Below are 20,221 nucleotides of genomic sequence, written 5' to 3'. Positions count from 1 at the left end.
GGGTCAGCTACCCTTCGGCGGCCCGAAGAGCTCTTCACCGTGCTCGTGCAGCAGCCGATAGGCGTCGGCGAACGTCTCGGGCTCCGGCTCGTCAGGGCGACCGTACTTCGCGATCAGCAGCCCGAGCAGGCCACGGGCCGGGGGTGTGAGCGGCTTGTCGTGATCGGCCTCGCCGGGGTGCGGAGCGCCCTGCTCCGGGTTCGGCGGTGTGTAGGCGGGTGCCGTGATCGGCCAGTCGGCCGGATGCCGCGGCTGGTCGAGGTTCACCACATTGAGGAGCGTGTTCGCGGACTGGTCGCGGTCGTTCAACGGCTTCAGGCCGTGCAGGCGGGAGAGGGTCGCGGTGACCGAGCCGTGGTGCATCTCATCGTGGATGATCGTGCCGCGACGCGTGTACGCCGAGACGGCGATCGCCGGCACGCGGCATCCGAGTCGGTCGAAGGTGAAGCCCATCTCGCCGGCCCCCGTGTCGGGTGTCGGCTTCGTCGCCGAGGGCGGCGGCACATGGTCGTAGCATCCGCCGTGCTCATCGAACGTGATCAGCAGCAGGGTGTTCACCGCGTTCGACCCCTTCGGCGAGGCGCTCGTGCGCACCGCCTCGTAGATGTCGTGGATGAGCCGGTCACCGGCACGCACATCGGAGATCGCGCTGTCGAAGATCTCCGTGCCGTCGACGTCGCTCGCGCGCACCGACCCGAACGGCGGGTGGAAATCGTTGTGGTCGTAGACCATCCGCGGCTCGATGAACGCGTACGCCGGGAGCGTGCCGTTCTTCGTGTCGGTGTAGAAGTCCTCCATCGTGCCGAAATGCTCGGTGCGCCAGTACTTCTCCAGCACGGCTGCGTGCAGCATCCCCGTGAAGGAGACGAGCTGCAGCTTGTCGATGTAGACCTTCCAGCTGAGCTTGGCGTCCTCGAGCCGGTTGAAGACCGTCGGGGCGGCGGGTGCATCGAGCCACTTCCGGTAGCCGCCGCCGGCCTGGTTCGTCACGAAACCGTGCGAGGTCGAGGCGTGGAAGAAGGAACGGTTGCAGAACGTCTGCGACGGGACGCCGGCGTACCAGTTGTCGAACACCGCGAACTCCGAGGCGAGCGTCGACAGCACCGGCAGCATCTCTGGCGAGAACGAGCCCATGATCTGCCGCGCCTCGTCGAGGGTGGGTTCGTCGCCCTTGCGCAGCCGCCTGAGGTTGACGAAGTAGTCGGTGAGGAACCCGGCCATGGTCGCCTTCGTGCCCGCCACCGGGGCATTGAACGGTGCGGACATGCCGTCGACGTACAGGTCGGCGTTCGACTTCGGATCGATCGTGTCGAACAGCTGCGTGTTGACGTGCGGGTACTCCTCGCCCGGATCCGGATCAGGCATGCTCATGATCCGGTCGGTGTCGCCCTGGTGCACGTGCGCCGGAACGACCGTGCCGTCCGGCGCGGTGTTGCTGTGGTCGCCGAACGCGAGACCGTCGAAGGTCTCGCCGCTGGGCAGCGTCTCCTTCGAGTAGAGGTAGCCGAGCAGGTTGTCGAACGAGCGGTTCTCGCCCATCACCACCACGACGTGGTCGAAGCCCGGTTCGCTCCGAGGTGTCAGTGCGGCGAAGGGATCGGGCGCCGCAGCGAAACCGCTGCGGCCGTTCGCCGCCATCCCTGCACCGATCGCCGCCCCGCCGGCCCCACCGACCACCGCGCCGGCCAGCGCCGCACCACCCATCTTGAGGAACCCGCGACGGGAGGGGGCGGGAGAGGATGCAGAGTCGTCGGCGGCCACACCGTGATCCTATGACCGGGGAGACCGACGCGGAACCGGATGCTCCTGGGCGGCCGCCGTCAGGAGGCGATCCAGCGGACCGAGCCGTCGCGCCAGCTGAGACCGGCTGTGCCGAGGGGGATCGGCGCTTCGTGTCGCGGCCGGACCACTCGCAGCCGTCGCCCGGCGAGTTCGACGATGTAGACGATGTCCGCTCCACGGTAGACGTGCGTGACGACCTCGACGCTCACGGGTGACGCGCCGTCGACCGCTGGCGACAGCCGCAGATCCTCTTGGCGGAGCATGATCTCACCCGGGCCGTCCGGGCCGTCCTCGGTCATCGGCACCCGGATGTCGGTGCCCTCGAGGGTCGCCACGGCGCCGCTGCGGGTGGCCGGCAGCAGGTTCGCCGCCCCGATGAAGTCGGCTGCGAACGGCGTGCGAGGTGCGCCGTAGAGCTCGGCCGGAGCACCCTCCTGCTCGATCACCCCGGCGTTCATGAGCACGATCCGATCGGACAGGCTCATGGCCTCCTCCTGGTCGTGCGTGACGAACACGGTGGTCAGGCCCAACGTGCGGTGCAGTTCCTTCAACTCGACCTGCATGTCCTCCCGCAGGCGGGCATCGAGGTTCGACAGCGGCTCGTCGAGCAGCAGCACGCGGGGCTCGAACGCGATCGCACGGGCGAGCGCGACGCGCTGCTGCTGTCCACCGGACAGCTGTGCCGGCATCCGATCGGCGAGGTGGCCCATCTGCACGCGCTCCAGCGCGCGGACGGCGAGTTCCTTCTGCTCGGCCTTCGACTTCTCGCCGGACATCCGCAGTCCGAACCGCACGTTCTCGACGACGCTCATGTGCGGGAAGAGGGCGTAGCTCTGGAACATCATGCCCAGATGGCGCCTCTCCGGCGGGAGCTTGGTCACGTCCTGTCCTGCGATCTCGATGGTGCCGCCGCTGGGCGACTCCAACCCCGCGATGCAGCGGAGGAGTGTCGTCTTGCCGCACCCGGAGGGGCCGAGCAGAGAGACGAACTCCCCCGACTGCATCGAGAGGTCGATGCCCTTGAGCACCGACGTTCCTTTGAAGTCCTTGGTGAGTGAGGTGATGGTGAGTGTTGTCATCAGACGAACAACCTTCCCAGGCCGATGATGCGTTCGAGCGCGATCATGAGGACGACGGTGAGCAGGACCATGAGGGTCGACACTGCCGCCACGGTGGGCGAGGTGCTGAACTCCAGCTGGCCGTAGATGGCGATGGGGAGCGTCTCGAGCTGCGGGGTGCGCAGGAAGAGGGCGATGACCGCATCGTCGAACGAGATGTTGAAGGCGAAGAAGGCACCGGCGGCGATACCGGGGCGCGCGATGGGGAGCACGACGAGTCGGTAGCGGTTCCATGCGCTGGCGCCGAGTGTGCGCGCGGCCTCTTCCGTGAAGTGGTCGGCCCTGGTCATGACACCCGTGACGGTGCGCATGACGTACGGGATCGCGATGACCACATGGATCGCGATGAGCACGCCGACGTTCGGAGCGCCGATCGTGAGGGAGGAGATCGAGAGCGCGCCGATGGCGAGGATGATCGTGGGGATCGTCAGCGGCGACATCAGGAGTGCCTGGATGGCGGCGCCGCCCGGGACTTTGAAGCGGGTGAGTGCCAGCGCGGCTGCGGTGCCGATCGAGGCGGCGACGACCGCGACCGTGATGCCGACCATCAGGCTCAGTCGGAACGGTTCGAGGTACTTGTCGGAGGTGAGCGCCTCGACGTACCAGTCGAGTGTGAAGCCCTGGCCGGGGAACGTGAGGAAGCGGTTCTCGCCGATGGATGCGCCGGCGACGACCATGAGCGGCACGAGCATGTACAGCGTCACGACGACGCCGAGGATGATGGCGAGGACTCTGCCGAGGATCGGAACGGAACGGACCATGGTCACACCTTCTGCTTCCCGAGTCGCGACGTCGCCGCGAGCACGAGCATGACGCCGGCGAACAGCAGCACGGCCTGCGCTGCCGCGAACGACCAGTCGAGGTTGGTGGTCGCGTCGATGTAGATCGTCTGGGCGAACACCGGGATCTGCGCGCCGCCGATGAAGCGGGGGGTGATGAACGAGCTCACCGAGAGTACGAAGACGAGCGAGGCGCCGGCGACGATGCCGGGGACGGCGAGGGGGAGCACGACGTGCTGGAGCGTGCGCCAGAAACCTGCGCCCAGCGTGCGGGATGCTTCTTCCAACTGGGGAGTGATGCCGGAGATGACCCCGAGGATGCTGAGCACGGCGAACGGCAGGAGCACCTGGACCATCGCGATCACGACGCCCGTCTCGGTGCCGAGGAAGCCCTGCGTGCCGCCGACGAGGAACTCGGCCCCGGGGATCTTCATCAAAAGCCCCGACGGTCCCATCAGCACCACCCATCCGAACGTGCGGACGACGACGCTCGTCATGAGCGGCAGGATGACGACGATCAGCAGGAACGAGCGGACCTTCGATCCTGCGCGAGCCATCACGTATGAGAGCGGGATGGCCAGCACGAGGGTGATGATCGTCTGGATCACCCCCAGGCGGAGCGAACGCAGCGCCGCCTGGAGGTGATAGTCACTCGTGAACAACCGGGTGAAGTTGTCGAGGGTGAACCCGCCTGCCGACGACTGCACGCTCATGAGGAGCATGCCGGCCACCGGGGTGATGAAGGCGAGCGCGAGCAGCGCGATCGCCGGCAGGAGCAGGAGCCAGGGCTCCCTCCGGGTTCGGACGCTCATTTGGTGATCAGCGCATTCCACTCATCGGTCCAGGCCGGCCGGCCGGCCGCGATGTCACCGGGGGCGTAGACGACCACGTCATCCAGTTCGTCGCCGGTCAGCACCGCATCCGCGGCGTCGCCCGAGAGCTCGACCTTGGTGTTCACCGGCGAGTACCGCATGTTCTCCGCGAAGACGGTCTGCGCTTCGGGGCGCAGCTCGAAGTCGATGAAGAGCTTGGCGAGTTCCGGGTTGTCGCGGCCCTCGACCACGTTCGCGGTGATGAGGGATGCCGTGGCGCCTTCCTCCGGAACGATGAACTCGACCGGAAGCCCTGCATCCTGCAGCGTTCCGGCGTAGTCCATCGCGTAGGGGGCGATCCAGGTCGCGCGCTGGGCGAACGCGGTCTGCAGGTCGGGCGAGGTCGGGACGACGATCGCATCACCCGAAGAGGCGAGCTCGCCGAGGTCGGTGATCGCCTGCGACGGGTCGTCGATGCCGCCGCCGAGCGCGTCAGCGACACGGAGCATCGAGAGCACGCCGTACGTGTTCGAGAAGTCCGTGAGCGCGACGTGCCCTGCGTAGGCGTCGTCGAACAGGTCGAGCCACGAGGTGGGAGCGGGGGCATCCGCCTCGGTGTTGTAGACCAGCCCGATCGGGGCGAGCTGGATGACGGGGCCTTCGCCGCGCTCGAGCCCAGCCGTCGCGAGGTCGATCAGGTCACCGGACTCGGAGAGCTCGTCGGCCGCGATCGGCGCGATGAGACCGTCCTTCGCGGCAGTGAACTCCTGGCCACCGGAGAAGTGCACCACATCGATCTGCGGGCTCGCCTTCTGGGCGGTGACCTGCGCGAGGGCGTCTGCGCTGTACAGCGTGATCAGCTCGACCTTGGCGCCGGTCTCCTCCTCGAAGGGGTCGACGACGGCCTCGATGAAGGCCTTCTCCCAGTCGCCGCCGAACGACGTGACGACGATGGTCTCGCCGGCGAACTGCTTGTCGTCGCCGCCGCCCGTTGCTGTGTCGTCACCGGCCGCACAGCTGGCGAGGACGAGGGCTCCGGCTGCGACGAGCGCTCCGGTGGTGAGAATTCTTCGGGTATTCATGCACTGCTCCTTCGGGATTGGTCCAGCACTGAGTGACGCCTAGACCAGGCGTCCGATGGTGAGCTGCTTCGCTCCGTCGATGCGGATGGCCGCACTCTCCTTGGCGAACTCGGCGAGTCCTTCGGTGATGCCGCCCCAGATGTTGACGGGTGTCCATCCGAGCGGTCCGAGAGTACGTGCACCACGATCGTAGAAGACGCCGATCTCGTACCACTCGAACGGCAGGCCGCCCATCTGCATCGGACGCTGCCAGTACCACTGCAGATCACCCGGTGCGGGCACGACCTGCTGGTTCTCGAACGGCACCTTCTCGGGGTCGAAGTTCTGCGCCTCTTCGGGCAGTCCGACCATGACCTCGGGTCCGGCGTACATCGCGTGCATCGCCTGCATGGTGACCGGCTTCTCCAGCGCACCCCACATGGCTTCACAGGTGCGAGGGGCGAGGTCCTCGAACAGGGTGGCGATGGCGCGGACGCCGTTCTCGTACTCGAGGAAGACCTGCTTGGTCATCGTGTTCCTTTCTCTGCCGCGGGGTGTTCCGCTGCGTTTTCACTGGCGGCCGAGACGAATGCCGCGAACAGCGGCATCTCCTCTGCGGCCTCGTCGGGGGCGATCATCTTCTCGGGGTGCCACTGCACGGCCCAGAACGGCCAGTCGCCGTTCGACTCGACGGCTTCGATGACACCGTCCGGCGCCCAGGCGACGGGCCGGAGGCCGGGGGCGAGGACGTCGATGGACTGGTGGTGGATGGTGTTCACGGTGCGCTGCCGAGTGCCGTAGAGCGCGGCGAGGCGGCTGTCCTCCGCGAGGAGGATCGGATGCCGTGCCGCGAGCTGCTGATCGGCGCCGCGGACCTGCTCGTGGTGCTCCGTGACGGGGATGTCGACGAGCAGGGATCCACCGAACGCGACGTTGCTCACCTGGAGTCCGCGACAGATCGCCAGCACGGGGAGCCCACGGCGACGGGCGCCGAGCGCGAGTGCGGTCTCGAACTCGTCGCGGGCGGGGTCGTAGTCCTTGCCCTGCTGCGGCTCGGCGCCGTAACGCCCGGGGTGCACGTCCTGTCCACCGGAGAGCACGAGCCCGTCGAGGCGGTCGAGCACCTCATCGACACCCGCTGTGGGAGGCAGCAGCACGACTGCACCGCCGGCAGCCTCGACTGGCGCGGCATACTCCGCGCCGAGGCTGTGCGCGGGACGACCGGTGCCGAGGTCGGTGTCGATGAACCGGCGCCAGGTGGTGATGCCGATGAGCGGGCGACTCATGAGAGCTCGATCCAGGTGGTCTTCAGGTCGGTGAACTTCTCGAGGGCGTGCAGGCTCTTGTCGCGGCCGAAGCCCGATCCCTTGACGCCGCCGAACGGGATGGTCATGTCGCCCTCCTCGAAGCAGTTCACCCACACGATGCCGGCGCGCAGTCGACGCGAGAGGGTGTGCACGGCGGTGAGGTCGTTGCTCCAGAGCGCAGCGGCGAGGCCGAACTCGGTGCCGTTGGCGATGGAGAGCGCATCGTCCACATCGTCATAGGCGATGACCGAGAGCACGGGGCCGAAGACCTCGCGTTGGGCGACTTCGTGCCGGGGGGTGACGCCGAGCACGACCGGCGCGAAGTAGCTGCCGCCGTCGACGGCCCGGAAGCGCTCGGCGCTGCCTGCCGCGAGCTCACCGCCCTCGGCCTCGGCGCGTTCCACGAAGCCGGCGATGCCGGCGAGCTGGCGCTCACTGACGATCGCACCCATCGAGGTGGTGACATCGAAGGGGTCGGCCGGAAGGCTGGTGCGCGCGACATCGGCGGCGATCTCGAGTGCGCGGTCGTACCGGTCGCGAGGAACCAGCAGACGAGAGGATGCCGTGCACATCTGACCCTGGTTGTAGAAACAGCCATCGGCGGTCGACCTGACGGCACGCTCGAGATCGGCATCCGGCAGCACCAGGCTGGCGGTCTTGCCGCCCAGTTCGGGCCAGACCCGCTTGCCGTTGGATGCGGCTGAATAGCCGAGGAACATGCGGCCGACGTCCGGCGACCCGGTGAATGTCACGACGTCGACGTCGCGGTGCTCGCCCAGTGCGCGGCCGGCGACCTGCCCGGTGCCCGGCGTGACGTTCAGGACGCCGGCGGGGATTCCGGCCTCGATCGCGAGCTCGGCCAGACGCAGAGCGGAGAAGCTGGATTGTTCGGCCGGCTTCAGCACGACGCTGTTTCCGACCGCGAGTGCCGGGGCGAGCTTCCAGGCGGTCATGGTCAGGGGGAAGTTCCATGGCACGACCGCGGCGACGACGCCCGCGGGCTCGCGGGTGACCAGCGCCAGACTGTTCGGTGCCGTGACGGGCATCTCGTCGAGAACCTTGTCCGCGGCCTCGCCGTACCAGCGGAAGCAGTTCACGACCGCGCGGAGCTCGGTCTGCAGCGCCTCACGCACGGGTTTGCCCATCTCGAGCGAGATGGTGAGGGCGAGCTCCTCCGCGTTGTCGTGGATCTTCTGCGCGAAGGCGATCAGCAGCTGGCCGCGTTCACGGGGAGCGATGCGCGACCAGACGCCTGCCTCGAAGGCTGTGCGCGCCGAGCGCACGGCGCGATCGACGTCGGCCGCTGATGCGGTGCCGATCGGTGGGAGCGCGCGACCGTCTCGGGGGCTGACCGGGGTCAGGGGTTCGGCCGATCCTTCTTCCCACACGCCGTCGATGAACATGCGCGTGCGCAGGGGCAGCACCGCAGCCCGCTCTGCCCAGTCGTCTCCAGTAGCCGTGAACACGTTCGTCCTCTCCAGGGGTGATGGCCCTGGAGAGGATACTTGCTCTATTTCGCCACTAGGTCAAGCTATAAAGAACGATCTCGCCATTTTGTTACATGCCAGTAACAGAATCGGCCTACAGCCGGATCGCACCCGTTGGCAGGTCATCAGCCTGTGCATCGGGCGCCTCATCCACGATCAGCGAGCCGCGCAGTACAGGTGTGATGACCACCAGCGACTCGACGACCTCGAGGCCCTCATGCCCGGCAACCGCCGGTCCGGTGAGGAATGCATAGAACTCGTCGGCATCCCGGACGAGCACATTGGCGAGCAGCTGCGACGTGCCGGTGGTCGCGGCGATGAACTTCACCTCGGGCGCTGCTGCGAGAGCCGTGCCCACCTTCTCGAGACGAGCCATGGGCACACGAAGCCACACGAGCGCCTCGAGACCGAGCCCGAACAGGCTCGGTACGACCTCGGTGCGCGGATGCATCAGTCCACGGCGGCTCAAGGACTCCATTCGTCGACGGGTGGTGGTGACGTTCAACCCCAGGGAACGGGCGAGCTGTGCCACCGGCATCCGTCCGTCCTTGAGCAGCAGACGGATGAGCGCCTCCTCGTCGTCGCTCAGCGAGTCAGCCGGATCGACCTCGGAGCCCGACGACTCGTCGAGCATGCGCGCCTGCTCGTCGGTGAGCACTCCGGCACGCCAGTCGTGCCCCGATCGGAAGAACTTCAGCACCGTCGTGACGTTGATCGAGTCGATGCCCTCCAGCTCGGGGAAGTCGGTGAACAGCAGCTCGCGGATCGAGGCATCGTCTCGCGGGAGCAGCATGCCGGCGATGTCACTGCTGCCTTCGAGGACCGAGACCGACGAGGCATCCGCCCGCCGTGCCAGCGTGCGTGCAACCTGCCACAGTGCGTGCGGCTCGGTCGTGATGCGGAACAACACTGCTCTGGCGTGCAGCACCCTGGCCGGGTCGACGTAGGTCGAGACGCGCACGAGACCGCGATCGAGCAGCCCCTGCCCTCGACGGGCCACCGTGCGCTCCGGCAGGTCGACCACGCGGGCGATCTCGCCCCAGGACGCACGACCGTTCACTTGCAGGGCCGCGGCGACGATCCGATCGGTCTCGTCGGCCAGCACATCGTTCGCGGGCACTTGCTCTCCTTCGGCGGGGACGGGCTCCGGTGAAGGCTATCCCAGTCGGTGGCGTCGGCTGGTGCGGAAGCCGGCTCGAACGCGCCACCCAGGGCGATACCCAGCTGCACAACGAGGATGGGCGCCACCGGAACCGAAGCTCCGATGGCGCCCTCCTGGACGGATGCCGTGGACTATTCGGTGTCCACCGTGGCGCCTTGGCGGCGGCGTCGCATCGCGAACAGGCCGAGGCCCAGCGCGAGGAGGACGATCGCCGCGACGATGTACGGCGTGCTGTCTGCGCCGGTCGTGGCGAGATCGCCGTCTCCGGCGCCAACCGAGCTGTCGTCGCCGGGGGTGCCGACGCTGCCGGTCGATGCTGCGGTGACGGTGAGCGAGGCGGTGACCTCGGTGCCATCAGCGCGGATCACCGCGAGGGTGTGCGTGCCGGCCGGGGTTGCCGCCGGGATCGTGAGCGTGCGGCTGAACGAGCCGTTCGCGTCGGCCGTGGCGGTACCGAGGTCGACCGGGTCTGACCGCAGCTCGAACCGCAGCTCGGCGTCGGCCGCGAAGCCGGAGCCCGCGACGGTGACAGTGCCGCCGGCCTGCACGGATGCCGCGCCCAGCTCGATCTCGGCCGGAACCTCGGGCTCCGGGGTGACCGGAGACGTGACGCCGGCCTCGGTGACCCACTTCTCCCCGGCATCCGACTTCGTCACCGTGAACGTGTCGTACACCGCGCCGACGGGAAGGTCGGTCGTCGCGCCCGGCTGCTTCTCCGCGAGGTAGGAGCGGTACACGAGCTGGTTCTTCGAGACGTCGATCACCTGGTACGTGGTCACGCCCTGGCCGCGCAGCACCTGGGTGGCGCCGTTGTTGGTCCAGACGTTCTTCTCCGGCGTCTCGAGGTCGTAGTGCTTCGCACCCGAGTTCGACACGACGTAGACCGGGCCGGTGGTGAGACCGGGGGTCTCGGTGGCATCCGTGTTCACATAGCCGCGGGCGTACGTGTGATCGTGACCCATGAGCACGAGGTCGATGTCGTTGCGCTGGAACACCGGCAGCCACTCGGCGCGGAGCACCGGCTCATCGCGACCCTCGGATGCCGAGAACACCGGCTGGTGGAACGTGACGACGTTCCACTTCGACGGGCTGTTCTGCAGCAGGAGGTCGAGCCACGCACCCTGGAAGCGGGTCCACAGCACGCCGATCTGGCTCGACGGGCACTCCGCACCTGTGCAGGACGGGAGCCCGGCGGGGGTGAGGAAGGTCGTGTCGCGGGTGGCGTTCAGGGTGATGAAGCGCACGCCCTGGTAGTCCGTGGAGTACGCGGTCTCGGCGGCGAACGAGCTCCAGTGGTCGAAGAACGCGCGGTACTGCTGCGCGACCTCGGAGTCGCCCTTCGCGAGGTTCGCGAGCTCACCGATCGAGCTGGTCGACGGGTTGTTGTGCGGGTACTCGAACGCGGCCTTCCATGCCGTGAGCAGCTTGTCGCCGGAGTACTCGTGGTTGCCGGGTGCGGCCATCACGTTGGTGCGGACCGCGGAGTCCTCCATGCCCTTGAACCAGTTGAGCCACTCGTTCTCGTTGCTCGAGGTGTTGATCAGGTCACCGGCGTGCACGGATCCGATCGACCGGGGCGCGTTCGCCTCAGCCTGCTTCACGACGCTCGGCCACGTGGTGTCGAGACCGATCTGCGCGTCGCCGTAGTAGATGAACTGGAAGTCCGTGGCCTTCGGGTCGGCCGTGCGGAACTCGAACCAGTCGCTCCAGCTGCCCGGCAGCCCGACGCGGTAGCGGTACGCGGTGGCCGGCGTGAGGTTCGTGACCGTCGCAGAGAAGTGCTTGTTCGGGTTGCCGTTCACCACACCGGCGTCGTAGGCGTCGACGGTGCGCGTGTCGCCGCCGACTGCCGGGGCGATCTCGACCTGGCCGACGGTGTGCGAGGCGTCGCCGGCGAGCCACGAGAACGACTGCGAGATGGCGGGCTGCTCGGTCGGGGTGAGGATGACGCGGGTCGGTGCCGCGACCACCGGGGTGCCCGGGTCTGCGGCTTCGACCAGCGTCAGCGACGACATGTCGAAGTAGATGTCGGAGCTGGACTCACGGTCCTGGAAGAGCGACACAGCGATCGTGTTCGTGCCGTCGTGCAGCACATCGCCCTCGGCACTGAAGGTGCTCGTGAGCGGATCGCCGTTGGAGTCGCCGGCGTACTCGACGTTCTTCGTGTCGGTGATGCGTCCGTCGACGTAGCGCGCGACCTCCGTGCCGTTGATCCACACGATGACCGCGTCGTCGTACGTGATCGTGCTCTGCAACGCCGCGACCTGCTCGGCGACGCCCGCCTCGATCTCGAACGTCGTGCGGAAGAAGGAGGTGGGCACCGTCGGTGCCTTGGTGCCGTCGAGGTAGTGGTTCAGCAGCGTCTTCGGCGTCTGCGGGCCGACGGCGCCGAGCTTGCCGTTCTTCGCGCCGAACGACCCGGGGGCGGTCTTCCAGGCGGAGTCGTCGTAGGCCGGGAGCGTCCAGTCGCGCAGCGCAGCGGGCTGCGGCGAAGGGTCGGATCCGTCGTCGAGGTAGTGCCAGGCCGTGTCGCCGGTGATCAGCGAATCGGTCGGCACGTCAGGCGAATCGGATGCGGCGATCGCCGTGGGCGCGACGATGGCACCGCCGAGCACTGCGAGGAGCGCGACAGACGTGAGTCCGTGACGACGCCATCGCACCGCAGAGGTGGGGGAGGTCATGTGAGTCCTTCGTGGGGGTGGGGGTTCCGTGCTCAGCCGCACGGGGCCCCTTCAGCCCATCGAAGCCGCATGACCGGGCGCTGACGGCACGGCGACCGGGAGATGAACGGATGCCGCGGCATCCGCTGTCGTGCCTCGGGGTTAGCCTGGCGAAATGACACGTGTGTGGCTGAGTCGCTGGGAGTGGGCGTGCTGCGGTGATCCGTTCGCCGTCGGCGACCGAGTCGACTTCGGCATATGGACACGTGATCCGACGAGTCTGGTCGAGATGCTCGGGCCGGAGCTGGTGGTCACCGTGGCCGCCTTGGAGTCGCACCACGAAGAGGAGTACGCGGATCGGGTGCGCGGCCGGGTGCTCGCAGCGTACGAGGTGACCCATGAAGTCCTTGAGCGGAGGTTCCGGTACTCACCGGGGCTTGGAGCGCGCTCGAACCTGCGGCGCGAATCGGTCAGGATCGAGCCCGTTCCCGGTACGACGCGACTCGAGCAGGTCGTCCATGTGCCGTCCAGAGTGCGAGAGGGCGTGGAGGCGGTGACTCGTGAATCGTCTGGGGAGGGCGAGGCGCATGAGGAGCGACGCCGGCGGGTGCAGAGTGGGTGGATGGTCGACGTCGACGTCGACGTCCGGCAGCGCCAGCTGGACGAGTCCGCGGAAGGAGGGTCGTCCGAGTGGGCCTGACCGCGTCGCTGGCCTGCGGGAATGAGTGACATGAGTGCGCTGCTGGTGCGCCAGATGCAGGCGAGAACGCAGGCCGTCGCCAGGGCGAGGGGTGAGAACCCGCTGTTCTGAACCGACCTGGATCGCAGGTCAGACCAGCCCGTCAGATCAGCCGTTCGAGCGGGTGGTTCGCCAGTTTGCCGACGACGCCACCGGTGACGAGTCGGTTCGCGGAGGTGTGCGGCTTGCGTGCCGCCTGGTCGACGACGCCGTCGCCGAATTCGGCAGCGAGCTGCAGGCGCGGATACGCAGCGAGCACCTCTCGGACGAAGGTCGCCGGGAGCACGTCGGCCCTCGCGCCGGAGATATCGAGTCCGGTGGCGATCTCGAGCAGGTAGCCCTCGACATCCATCGCGGGATCGACCGACGGCCAGTTGTGCCGGATGACGACATCGAGCGCACGACGGCTGCGATCGGCGTCCCACCCGGCGCCCCTCGTCAGGGCCACCGCGACGTGGCCGCCCGCCTCTTCGTACGACAGGTGCACGTTGTCGAACTCGGGCACGATGCCGATGTCGTGCAGCATCGCAGACACGTACAGCAACTCGTGATCGATGTCGGCCCGGCCTTCGACGGCGGCGAAGGCCTCGGCCCACAGCCACGATCGCACCACGTGGTTCTGCAACGACTCGGAGTGGTACTGCGCCGCCAGTGCCCGGGCTGCGCTCGCCGCGGGGGTGGCCGGTGGGGTGAAGGTGCTCAGCTGCATGATGGGCCTCAGACTATCCCCGCGACCCCGCCCGGTACGCTGGAACCCATGCTCAACATGGCTGACGGCCTCGCTCGTCTCGGTGCGCTCGCTGAGCATCCGGTCGTCCGTACGCTCGCGACGGCCTTCTCGGATGCCGGTTTCGACCTCGCAGTCGTCGGTGGCCCGGTACGCGATGCGCTGCTGGGTCGGCCCACCCACGATCTCGACTTCACGACGAACGCGTCGCCCGACGAGATCCTGACGATCGTGAAGCCGATCTCGACCGCCCAGTGGGACATCGGTCGCGCGTTCGGCACGATCGGGGCACGCGTGCAGCGTGAGCAGGTCGAGATCACCACCTACCGCGCAGACAGCTATGACGGCGTGACGCGCAAGCCGACCGTCGAGTTCGGCGACTCGATCGAGGGCGACCTCGTGCGCCGCGACTTCACGGTGAACTCGATGGCGCTGCAGGTGCCGTCGGTGAAGCTCGTCGATCCGACCGGCGGCGTCGAGGACCTCGTCGCCGGCATCCTGCGCACGCCGGCCGACCCGCGCATCTCGTTCGGTGACGATCCGCTGCGGATGCTGCGTGCCGCGCGGTTCAGCGCACAACTCGGCTTCCGCGTCGATGACGCCACCGCCGACGCGATCGCCGAGTTGCGCGAGACGCTGAAGATCGTGAGCCCTGAGCGCATCCAGTCCGAGCTCGTGCGCCTCATGCAGACCGACGACCCGGTCCGCGGCGTGCGCGTGCTGGTCGAGACCGGGCTGATCGAGGAGTTCCTGCCGGAGGTGAGCGCGCTGCGGCTCGAGGTCGACGAGCACCACCACCACAAGGACGTCTACGAGCACTCGCTGACGGTGCTCAGCCAGGCCATCGCCCTGGAGCACGCCCGGCATCCCGGCGCCGAGCCCGATGTGGCGCTGCGCCTGGCATCGCTGCTGCACGACATCGGCAAGCCGCGCACCCGCAAGCTCGAAGACGGCGGTGCGGTCACGTTCCACCACCATGACGTGGTCGGATCGCGGATGGCGCGCAAGCGCCTGCAGTCGCTGCGCTTCGACACGGCCACGACGGATGCCGTCGCCACGCTCATCGAGCTGCATCTGCGATTCTTCGGCTACGCGGAGGGCGCCTGGACGGATTCGGCGGTCCGCCGGTATGTGCGGGATGCCGGTGATCTGCTGGAACGCCTGCACATCCTCACCCGTGCCGACGTGACCACGCGCAACAAGCGCAAAGCCGGACGCCTGGCCGCCGCATACGACGACATCGAGTCCCGGATCGCGGCGTTGCGCGAGCAGGAGGAGCTCGACTCCATGCGGCCCGAGATCGACGGCAACCGCATCCAGCAGATCCTCGGCATCTCGCCCGGACGCGAGGTCGGCGAGGCGTACAAGTTCCTCCTCGAGCTGCGTCTCGACGAGGGAGTGCTCGGAGCAGAAGTCGCCGAACAGCGCCTGCGCGAGTGGTGGGCAGCTCGCAGCTGAGTCAGCGCAGGGTCGGGACGACGATCTCGACCTGGTCGGCCACGAGTTCGAAGTCCTTCGCGTTGAAGGTCATGAACGAGGCTCCGAGTGCGTCAGCCTGCCCGGCGAGCATGATGCCGGTGCTGCGGGCGTGCGCGGGTCGTTGCCGTGATACGACACCGGCGAGGCGGCCGAAGCTCTGGGCCGCCTCGCGATCGAAGGGCAGCCACCCCAACGGAAACATCGTGGTCAGGCGCACCAACTCAGACCGGCGCCTCCGTCGGACGACTGCGTCCGGGGTCCGCTCGATGCCGAACCGAAGTTCACCGTAGCTCAGCGCGCTGAGCACGATCTGCTCGCTGGGCAGTTGCACTTCCTCGATCCGGATCAGCACGTTCGTGTCAACGAGGATCATGCTGCTCCCACGGATCCTCGATGGTGTCGCGAAGCACCGGGTTCCCGCGATCCGCTTCGATCTCTGCGGCCCACTCAGCGCGCGTTCGCCTCTGCTGATCAGACAGCGGATTCGCGTCGATCCAAGCCATGACTTCATCACCCCGAACGGTCCACCGCCGTGGCGGGGGGAGCCGTCGCGCCAGGTCGTCCTCCACGCCGCTGGCCGACTCCTCGCTGCGCACGGAGCGCACGAGCATGTCGCGCACCTCCGCCTCCATCGACCGGGAGTTGCGCCGCGCACGCTCCTTCAATGCGGCGACGACCTCGTCGCTCAGATTCCGGATGGTCACCGTGGCCATGATCGCCTCCTGACAGCAGAATGCTAGCACCGGGGAACCCCATTCCCCCAGGGGTATCCGGCTCGTACACTGGGGACACGCTCCACCGTCGATGAACGGAGACTGCCGTGTCTGCGTCGTGGCACGACTCACGTGACCTGCTCCCTGCGGCCTCACGCCTGATCATCGAGCGTGCGCACGAGGAGCTGCTGGCCGGCAACCTTGACGACCAACGCTTGGCGCAGGTTCGTCCGCTGGTGCGCGAATCCTGGGAGAGGTCCTGGCGTCGCCGTGTCGGTCCGGAGGCGGCGCCGACGCTGGACCTCGCCACCGATGAGCTCGACGCGTACCGGCTGGCGCACCCGCTCGCCTCCGCGATGGAGATGATCCGAGCGCTGTTGCTGCCGGGTGATTCCGAAGACGCCGGCGTGATCATCGCGGTCGGCGACCAGGCCGGACGCCTGCTGTGGATCGAAGGCGATCGACAGCTGCAGTCGCTCACCGACGACATGGGATTCGTCGCGGGTGCGAACTGGGCGGAGGATGCCGTCGGCACGACCGCCCCCGGCACGGCACTCGCACTCGGGCAGTCCGTGCAGATCCGCGGGGCCGAGCACTACAACAGGCTCGTGCACCCCTGGTCGTGCAGCGCTGCCCCGGTGCGCGATCCGGAGACGCAGCGGGTGCTCGGCGTGATCGACATCACCGGCGGCGCCGAGGTCGTGAGCCCGCAGGCGCGCCTGCTGGTCGACGCCACCGCGAGGGCCGTCGAGTCGGAACTGATGGTCGCGCGGCTGCGCTCACGCAGCGAGGCATCCAACCGCCCGCATGCCGCGGCATCCCGCACCCGTGCCACGTCTCGAGCGACCCTGCACGTGCTCGGGCGGGACCGTGCTCGGCTGGAGACCGAGGCCTCGCACGAGGAGTCGATGATCGAGCTCAGTGCGCGGCACGCGGCGATCCTGCTCATGCTCGCGGTGCATTCGCGGGGGCTGTCAGCCGAGCACCTCTGCGAGCTCGTGTACGGACCCGGGGTCTCGCCGGACACCCTGCGGCCCGAGATGGTGCGACTGCGCAAGGTGCTCGAACGGCGCGCGCCCGAGCTCGTGCCGGAGTCGAGGCCGTACCGCCTTCCGATCCCGCTCGAGACCGACGCCCACGACGTGCTGTCGCTGCTCGACCGCGGCGCGCACCGGGTGGCGCTCACCGCGTACCGAGGACCGGTGTTGCCGGAGTCCGCTTCGCCCGGCGTCGTGGAGTTCCGCGACTCGGTGCGACGGGCGCTGCGAGAGGCGATGCTGTCGGAGGCCAGCCTCGACGTGCTGCTCGCGTACGCCGAGATCCCCGAGGGCCAGATGGACGCCGAGATCCTGCGACTGGCGCTCGAGATGCTGCCGGCGAGGTCGCCGAAACGGGCCGGACTCGTCGCCCGCATCGAACGCCTCGAGTAGACCCGACCGGGCGGACGCGACCGTGCAACCTCCTGCAACGTTGCGCATCGGGGTGCAACCCCTCGCGACCTACCTTCGGATCACAGCCGCTGCACCGAAGCGCGGCCCGTCGAAGGAGTCACGATGACCATCGTCGAAGAAGACGTGTCCACTGCCTACGCGGCCCCCGGCCAGCCCGGAGCCCTCGCGAACTACCGTGCCCGCTACGGCCACTACATCGGCGGCGAGTTCGTCGATCCGGTCAAGGGCCAGTATTTCGAGAACGTCAGCCCCGTCAACGGCAAGCCGTTCACGGAAGTCGGCCGTGGCACGAGCGAAGACATCGATCGGGCGGTCGAGGTCGCGTGGCAGGCCTTCGCGAGCTGGGGCAAGACGAGCCCGGCGGAGCGCTCCGTCGTCCTCAACAGGATCGCAGACCGCATCGAGCAGCACCTCGAGGAGATCGCCGTCGCCGAGACCTGGGAGAACGGCAAGCCGGTGCGCGAGACGCTCGCCGCCGACATCCCGCTCGCGGTCGACCACTTCCGCTACTTCGCCGGCGTGCTGCGGGCGCAGGAGGGCGGCATCAGCCAGCTCGATGAGAACACCGTCGCGTACCACTTCCATGAGCCGCTCGGCGTGGTCGGTCAGATCATCCCGTGGAACTTCCCGATCCTCATGGCCGTGTGGAAGCTCGCGCCCGCGCTCGCCGCAGGCAACTGCGTCGTCATCAAGCCGGCCGAGCAGACCCCGGCATCCCTGCTGTTCCTGTTCGACATCATCGGCGACCTGCTGCCGGCCGGCGTCGTGAACATCGTCAACGGATTCGGCATCGAGGCCGGAGCGCCGCTCGCGCAGCACAAGCGCATCCGCAAGATCGCATTCACCGGCGAGACCACCACAGGCCGCCTGATCATGCAGTACGCGTCGCAGAACCTCATCCCGGTGACGCTCGAACTCGGAGGCAAGAGCCCGAACGTGTTCTTCGAAGACGTCGCGCGCGACACCGCCGACCCCTTCTACGACAAGGCGCTCGAGGGCTTCACGATGTTCGCGCTGAACCAGGGCGAGGTCTGCACCTGCCCCTCGCGCGCGTTGATCCAGCGGTCGATCTACGACGCCTTCCTCGCCGACGGACTCGAGCGCGTCAAGAAGGTCGTGCAGGGGAACCCGCTCGACCCCGCGACGATGATCGGCGCGCAGGCGTCGAACGACCAGCTGGAGAAGATCCTCAGCTACATCGATATCGGAAAGCAGGGCGGGGCTCGGCTGCTCACGGGCGGAGAGCGGGTCGATCTCGGCGGCGACCTCAGCGAGGGCTACTACGTCGCGCCGACCGTGTTCGAGGGCACGAACGACATGCGCATCTTCCAGGAGGAGATCTTCGGCCCTGTGCTCTCGGTCACCTCGTTCGACGGCTTCGACGATGCCATCTCGATCGCGAACGACACGCTGTACGGCCTGGGGGCCGGGGTCTGGAGCCGCAGTGGCGACACCGCGTACCGTGCTGGCCGTGCGATCGAGGCAGGTCGCGTCTGGACGAACACGTACCACCAGTACCCCGCGCACGCCGCGTTCGGTGGCTACAAGCAGTCGGGCGTCGGGCGCGAGAACCACAAGATGATGCTCGATCACTACCAGCAGACGAAGAACCTGCTCGTCTCGTACGCGGAAGGCCCGATGGGCTTCTTCTGAGTTCGACCCGATGATGGGTTGCTGAGCCACCCGATGGGTTGCTGAGCCACCCGATGGGTTGCTGAGCCACCCGATGGGTTGCTGAGCCTGTCGAAGCACCCTCGACAGGCTCAGCGATCCGGACGAAAGGAATGACCATGGTGAAGATCGGCAGCTACCAGCGGGTGGATGTGACGGATGCCGCGGCATCCCTCGTGCGTGACCTCACCGTGCAGCATGGCCCGCTCATGTTCCATCAGTCCGGCGGATGCTGCGACGGCTCATCGCCCATGTGCTATCCGATCGGCATGTTCATCACCGGTCCAGGCGACGTGCTCCTCGGGACGCTCGACGTCGGCCTCGATCAGCCCGTCGAGATCTACATGTCGGAGTCGCAGTTCGAGTACTGGAAGTACACGCACCTCACGGTCGACGTCGTGCCGGGTCGAGGGGCGGGGTTCAGCGTCGAGGGGCCGACGGGCATGCGGTTCCTGATCCGCTCCCGGATGCTGAACGACGCGGAGCTTGCGTACTTCGGGCTGGCGCCGTCGGCGGGCTGAAGCGACGAGAGGTGCCAAGTCGCGCCGGTTGCCAGATGTTGGCTTGGCGCCTCTGGTCGCAATTCCGAGAGTGAAGCGACCAGAGGTGCCAACTCGGCGCACGCAGACTCAGCGGGGGAGCCGAGGAACCGCGTCGACCAGAGCGCGGGTGTACGGCTCCTGCGGGGCATGCAGCACGGATGCCGTCGGGCCCTGCTCGACGACGCGTCCGTGCTGCAGCACCACCGTGCGGTCGCAGGCCGAGGCGATCGCCGTCAGGTCGTGCGACACCATGATCAGCGACAGGCCGTTCTCTCGACGCAGGCGGTCGAGCAGTTCGAGCACCTGCACGCGGGTGGTGACGTCGAGTGCGCTGACCGGCTCATCGGCGAGCAGCACGCGTGGGCGCGAGACGATGGCGCGGGCGATCGCGATGCGCTGACGTTGGCCCCCGGAGAACTCGTGCGGGTAGCGTCGAGCGGCGTCGGCGGGCAGGCCGACGGACTCGAGCGCCTCGGCGATGCGGCGCTGCGCATCCGTGCCGGTTGCCAGTCCGAGGGACCGGAGCGGTTCGCCGATGATGCGGTCGATGCGCTGGCGGGGGTCGAGCGACGAGTACGGATCCTGGAACACCGGCTGCACGCTCGCGCGGAACCGGCGCATCAGCGCGCGGCGCTTCGACAGGCTCAGCGACCCAGGGGCGGAGGGGCTCAGCGACCCAGGGGTGGCGGGGCTCAGCGACCCGGGTGTGGCGGGGCTCAGCAACCCAGGGG

At 68.0% G+C, this 20,221-nt stretch carries 19 protein-coding genes; 5 read left to right on the top strand and 14 right to left on the bottom strand.

Annotated features, from left to right (window positions below):
• Window positions 1–3 precede the first annotated feature (3 nt).
• The 10 genes from RS83_RS05515 to RS83_RS05470 form a co-directional block, all read right to left on the bottom strand.
• Window positions 4–1,761, bottom strand: coding sequence for an alkaline phosphatase family protein (locus RS83_RS05515; RefSeq protein ID WP_045278532.1), 1,758 nt, complete (start codon window positions 1,759–1,761; stop codon window positions 4–6).
• Between the two features lie 59 nt (window positions 1,762–1,820).
• Complete coding sequence (locus RS83_RS05510) at window positions 1,821–2,861, bottom strand: ABC transporter ATP-binding protein (RefSeq protein WP_052678888.1); 1,041 nt, start codon at window positions 2,859–2,861, stop codon at window positions 1,821–1,823.
• Window positions 2,861–3,661 (bottom strand): ABC transporter permease, encoded by an 801-nt coding sequence (locus RS83_RS05505; RefSeq protein WP_045278531.1) that lies wholly within the window; start codon window positions 3,659–3,661, stop codon window positions 2,861–2,863. The genes RS83_RS05510 and RS83_RS05505 overlap by 1 nt, the downstream gene beginning before the upstream one ends.
• Before the next feature lie 2 nt (window positions 3,662–3,663).
• Complete coding sequence (locus RS83_RS05500; protein ID WP_045278530.1) at window positions 3,664–4,491, bottom strand: ABC transporter permease; 828 nt, start codon at window positions 4,489–4,491, stop codon at window positions 3,664–3,666.
• The gene (locus RS83_RS05495) at window positions 4,488–5,573 is read right to left on the bottom strand and encodes an extracellular solute-binding protein (protein ID WP_045278529.1); all 1,086 of its coding nucleotides are present in this window, start codon (window positions 5,571–5,573) and stop codon (window positions 4,488–4,490) included. The genes RS83_RS05500 and RS83_RS05495 overlap by 4 nt, the downstream gene beginning before the upstream one ends.
• 39 nt (window positions 5,574–5,612) lie before the next feature.
• Window positions 5,613–6,083: a DUF3830 family protein gene (locus tag RS83_RS05490; protein ID WP_045278528.1), complete on the bottom strand. Its 471-nt coding sequence runs from the start codon at window positions 6,081–6,083 to the stop codon at window positions 5,613–5,615.
• Window positions 6,080–6,838 carry a gamma-glutamyl-gamma-aminobutyrate hydrolase family protein gene (locus RS83_RS05485; protein ID WP_045278527.1) on the bottom strand — a complete coding sequence of 253 codons (759 nt, stop codon included), beginning with the start codon at window positions 6,836–6,838 and terminating at the stop codon, window positions 6,080–6,082. Before RS83_RS05485 ends, RS83_RS05490 begins: the two co-directional genes overlap by 4 nt.
• Complete coding sequence (locus RS83_RS05480) at window positions 6,835–8,325, bottom strand: aldehyde dehydrogenase family protein (RefSeq protein ID WP_045278526.1); 1,491 nt, start codon at window positions 8,323–8,325, stop codon at window positions 6,835–6,837. The genes RS83_RS05485 and RS83_RS05480 overlap by 4 nt, the downstream gene beginning before the upstream one ends.
• Window positions 8,326–8,440: 115 nt before the next feature.
• Entirely contained in the window at window positions 8,441–9,466 is a 1,026-nt protein-coding gene (locus RS83_RS05475; protein WP_045278525.1) for an Lrp/AsnC family transcriptional regulator, read from the bottom strand.
• Window positions 9,467–9,639: 173 nt separating this feature from the next.
• Window positions 9,640–12,189, bottom strand: coding sequence for a purple acid phosphatase family protein (locus tag RS83_RS05470; protein WP_045278524.1), 2,550 nt, complete (start codon window positions 12,187–12,189; stop codon window positions 9,640–9,642).
• A gap of 154 nt (window positions 12,190–12,343) precedes the next feature.
• Here RS83_RS05470 and RS83_RS05465 point away from each other — a divergent pair, with 154 nt between their 5' ends.
• The gene (locus tag RS83_RS05465; RefSeq protein WP_045278523.1) at window positions 12,344–12,868 is read left to right on the top strand and encodes a DUF6578 domain-containing protein; all 525 of its coding nucleotides are present in this window, start codon (window positions 12,344–12,346) and stop codon (window positions 12,866–12,868) included.
• A 142-nt stretch (window positions 12,869–13,010) separates the two neighbouring features.
• On the opposite strand, the gene RS83_RS05460 is transcribed toward RS83_RS05465, so the two are convergent.
• On the bottom strand, window positions 13,011–13,616 hold the full coding sequence (locus tag RS83_RS05460) for an HD domain-containing protein (protein ID WP_045278522.1): 606 nt from the start codon (window positions 13,614–13,616) through the stop codon (window positions 13,011–13,013).
• A gap of 48 nt (window positions 13,617–13,664) precedes the next feature.
• Here RS83_RS05460 and RS83_RS05455 point away from each other — a divergent pair, with 48 nt between their 5' ends.
• Window positions 13,665–15,092, top strand: a complete 1,428-nt coding sequence (locus RS83_RS05455) for a CCA tRNA nucleotidyltransferase (RefSeq protein ID WP_045278521.1) — start codon at window positions 13,665–13,667, stop codon at window positions 15,090–15,092.
• Between the two features lies 1 nt (window position 15,093).
• On the opposite strand, the gene RS83_RS05450 is transcribed toward RS83_RS05455, so the two are convergent.
• Entirely contained in the window at window positions 15,094–15,486 is a 393-nt protein-coding gene (locus RS83_RS05450) for a hypothetical protein (RefSeq protein WP_045278520.1), read from the bottom strand.
• A complete protein-coding gene (locus tag RS83_RS05445) occupies window positions 15,473–15,826 on the bottom strand; it encodes a FitA-like ribbon-helix-helix domain-containing protein (RefSeq protein WP_045278519.1) in 354 nt (117 codons plus the stop codon). Before RS83_RS05445 ends, RS83_RS05450 begins: the two co-directional genes overlap by 14 nt.
• 107 nt (window positions 15,827–15,933) lie before the next feature.
• On the opposite strand from RS83_RS05445, the gene RS83_RS05440 reads away from it, so the two are divergent.
• From RS83_RS05440 to RS83_RS05430, 3 genes are all read left to right on the top strand, one after another.
• On the top strand, window positions 15,934–17,256 hold the full coding sequence (locus tag RS83_RS05440; protein WP_045278518.1) for a GAF domain-containing protein: 1,323 nt from the start codon (window positions 15,934–15,936) through the stop codon (window positions 17,254–17,256).
• 123 nt (window positions 17,257–17,379) lie between these two features.
• Entirely contained in the window at window positions 17,380–18,930 is a 1,551-nt protein-coding gene (locus tag RS83_RS05435; protein WP_045278517.1) for an aldehyde dehydrogenase family protein, read from the top strand.
• 137 nt (window positions 18,931–19,067) lie between these two features.
• Window positions 19,068–19,469, top strand: a complete 402-nt coding sequence (locus RS83_RS05430; protein ID WP_045278516.1) for a DUF779 domain-containing protein — start codon at window positions 19,068–19,070, stop codon at window positions 19,467–19,469.
• 108 nt (window positions 19,470–19,577) lie between these two features.
• Here RS83_RS05430 and RS83_RS05425 read toward each other — a convergent pair.
• The coding region (locus RS83_RS05425) for an ABC transporter ATP-binding protein (RefSeq protein WP_231587727.1) at window positions 19,578–20,221 on the bottom strand (644 nt) is incomplete at its 5' end.

This window comes from Microbacterium oxydans, from assembly GCF_000956525.1.
In the GTDB taxonomy this organism is placed as follows: Bacteria; Actinomycetota; Actinomycetes; order Actinomycetales; family Microbacteriaceae; genus Microbacterium; species Microbacterium oxydans_A.
The sequence above is the reverse complement of the archived record's forward strand: the minus strand, read 5'-3'. Positions and strand labels throughout refer to the sequence as shown.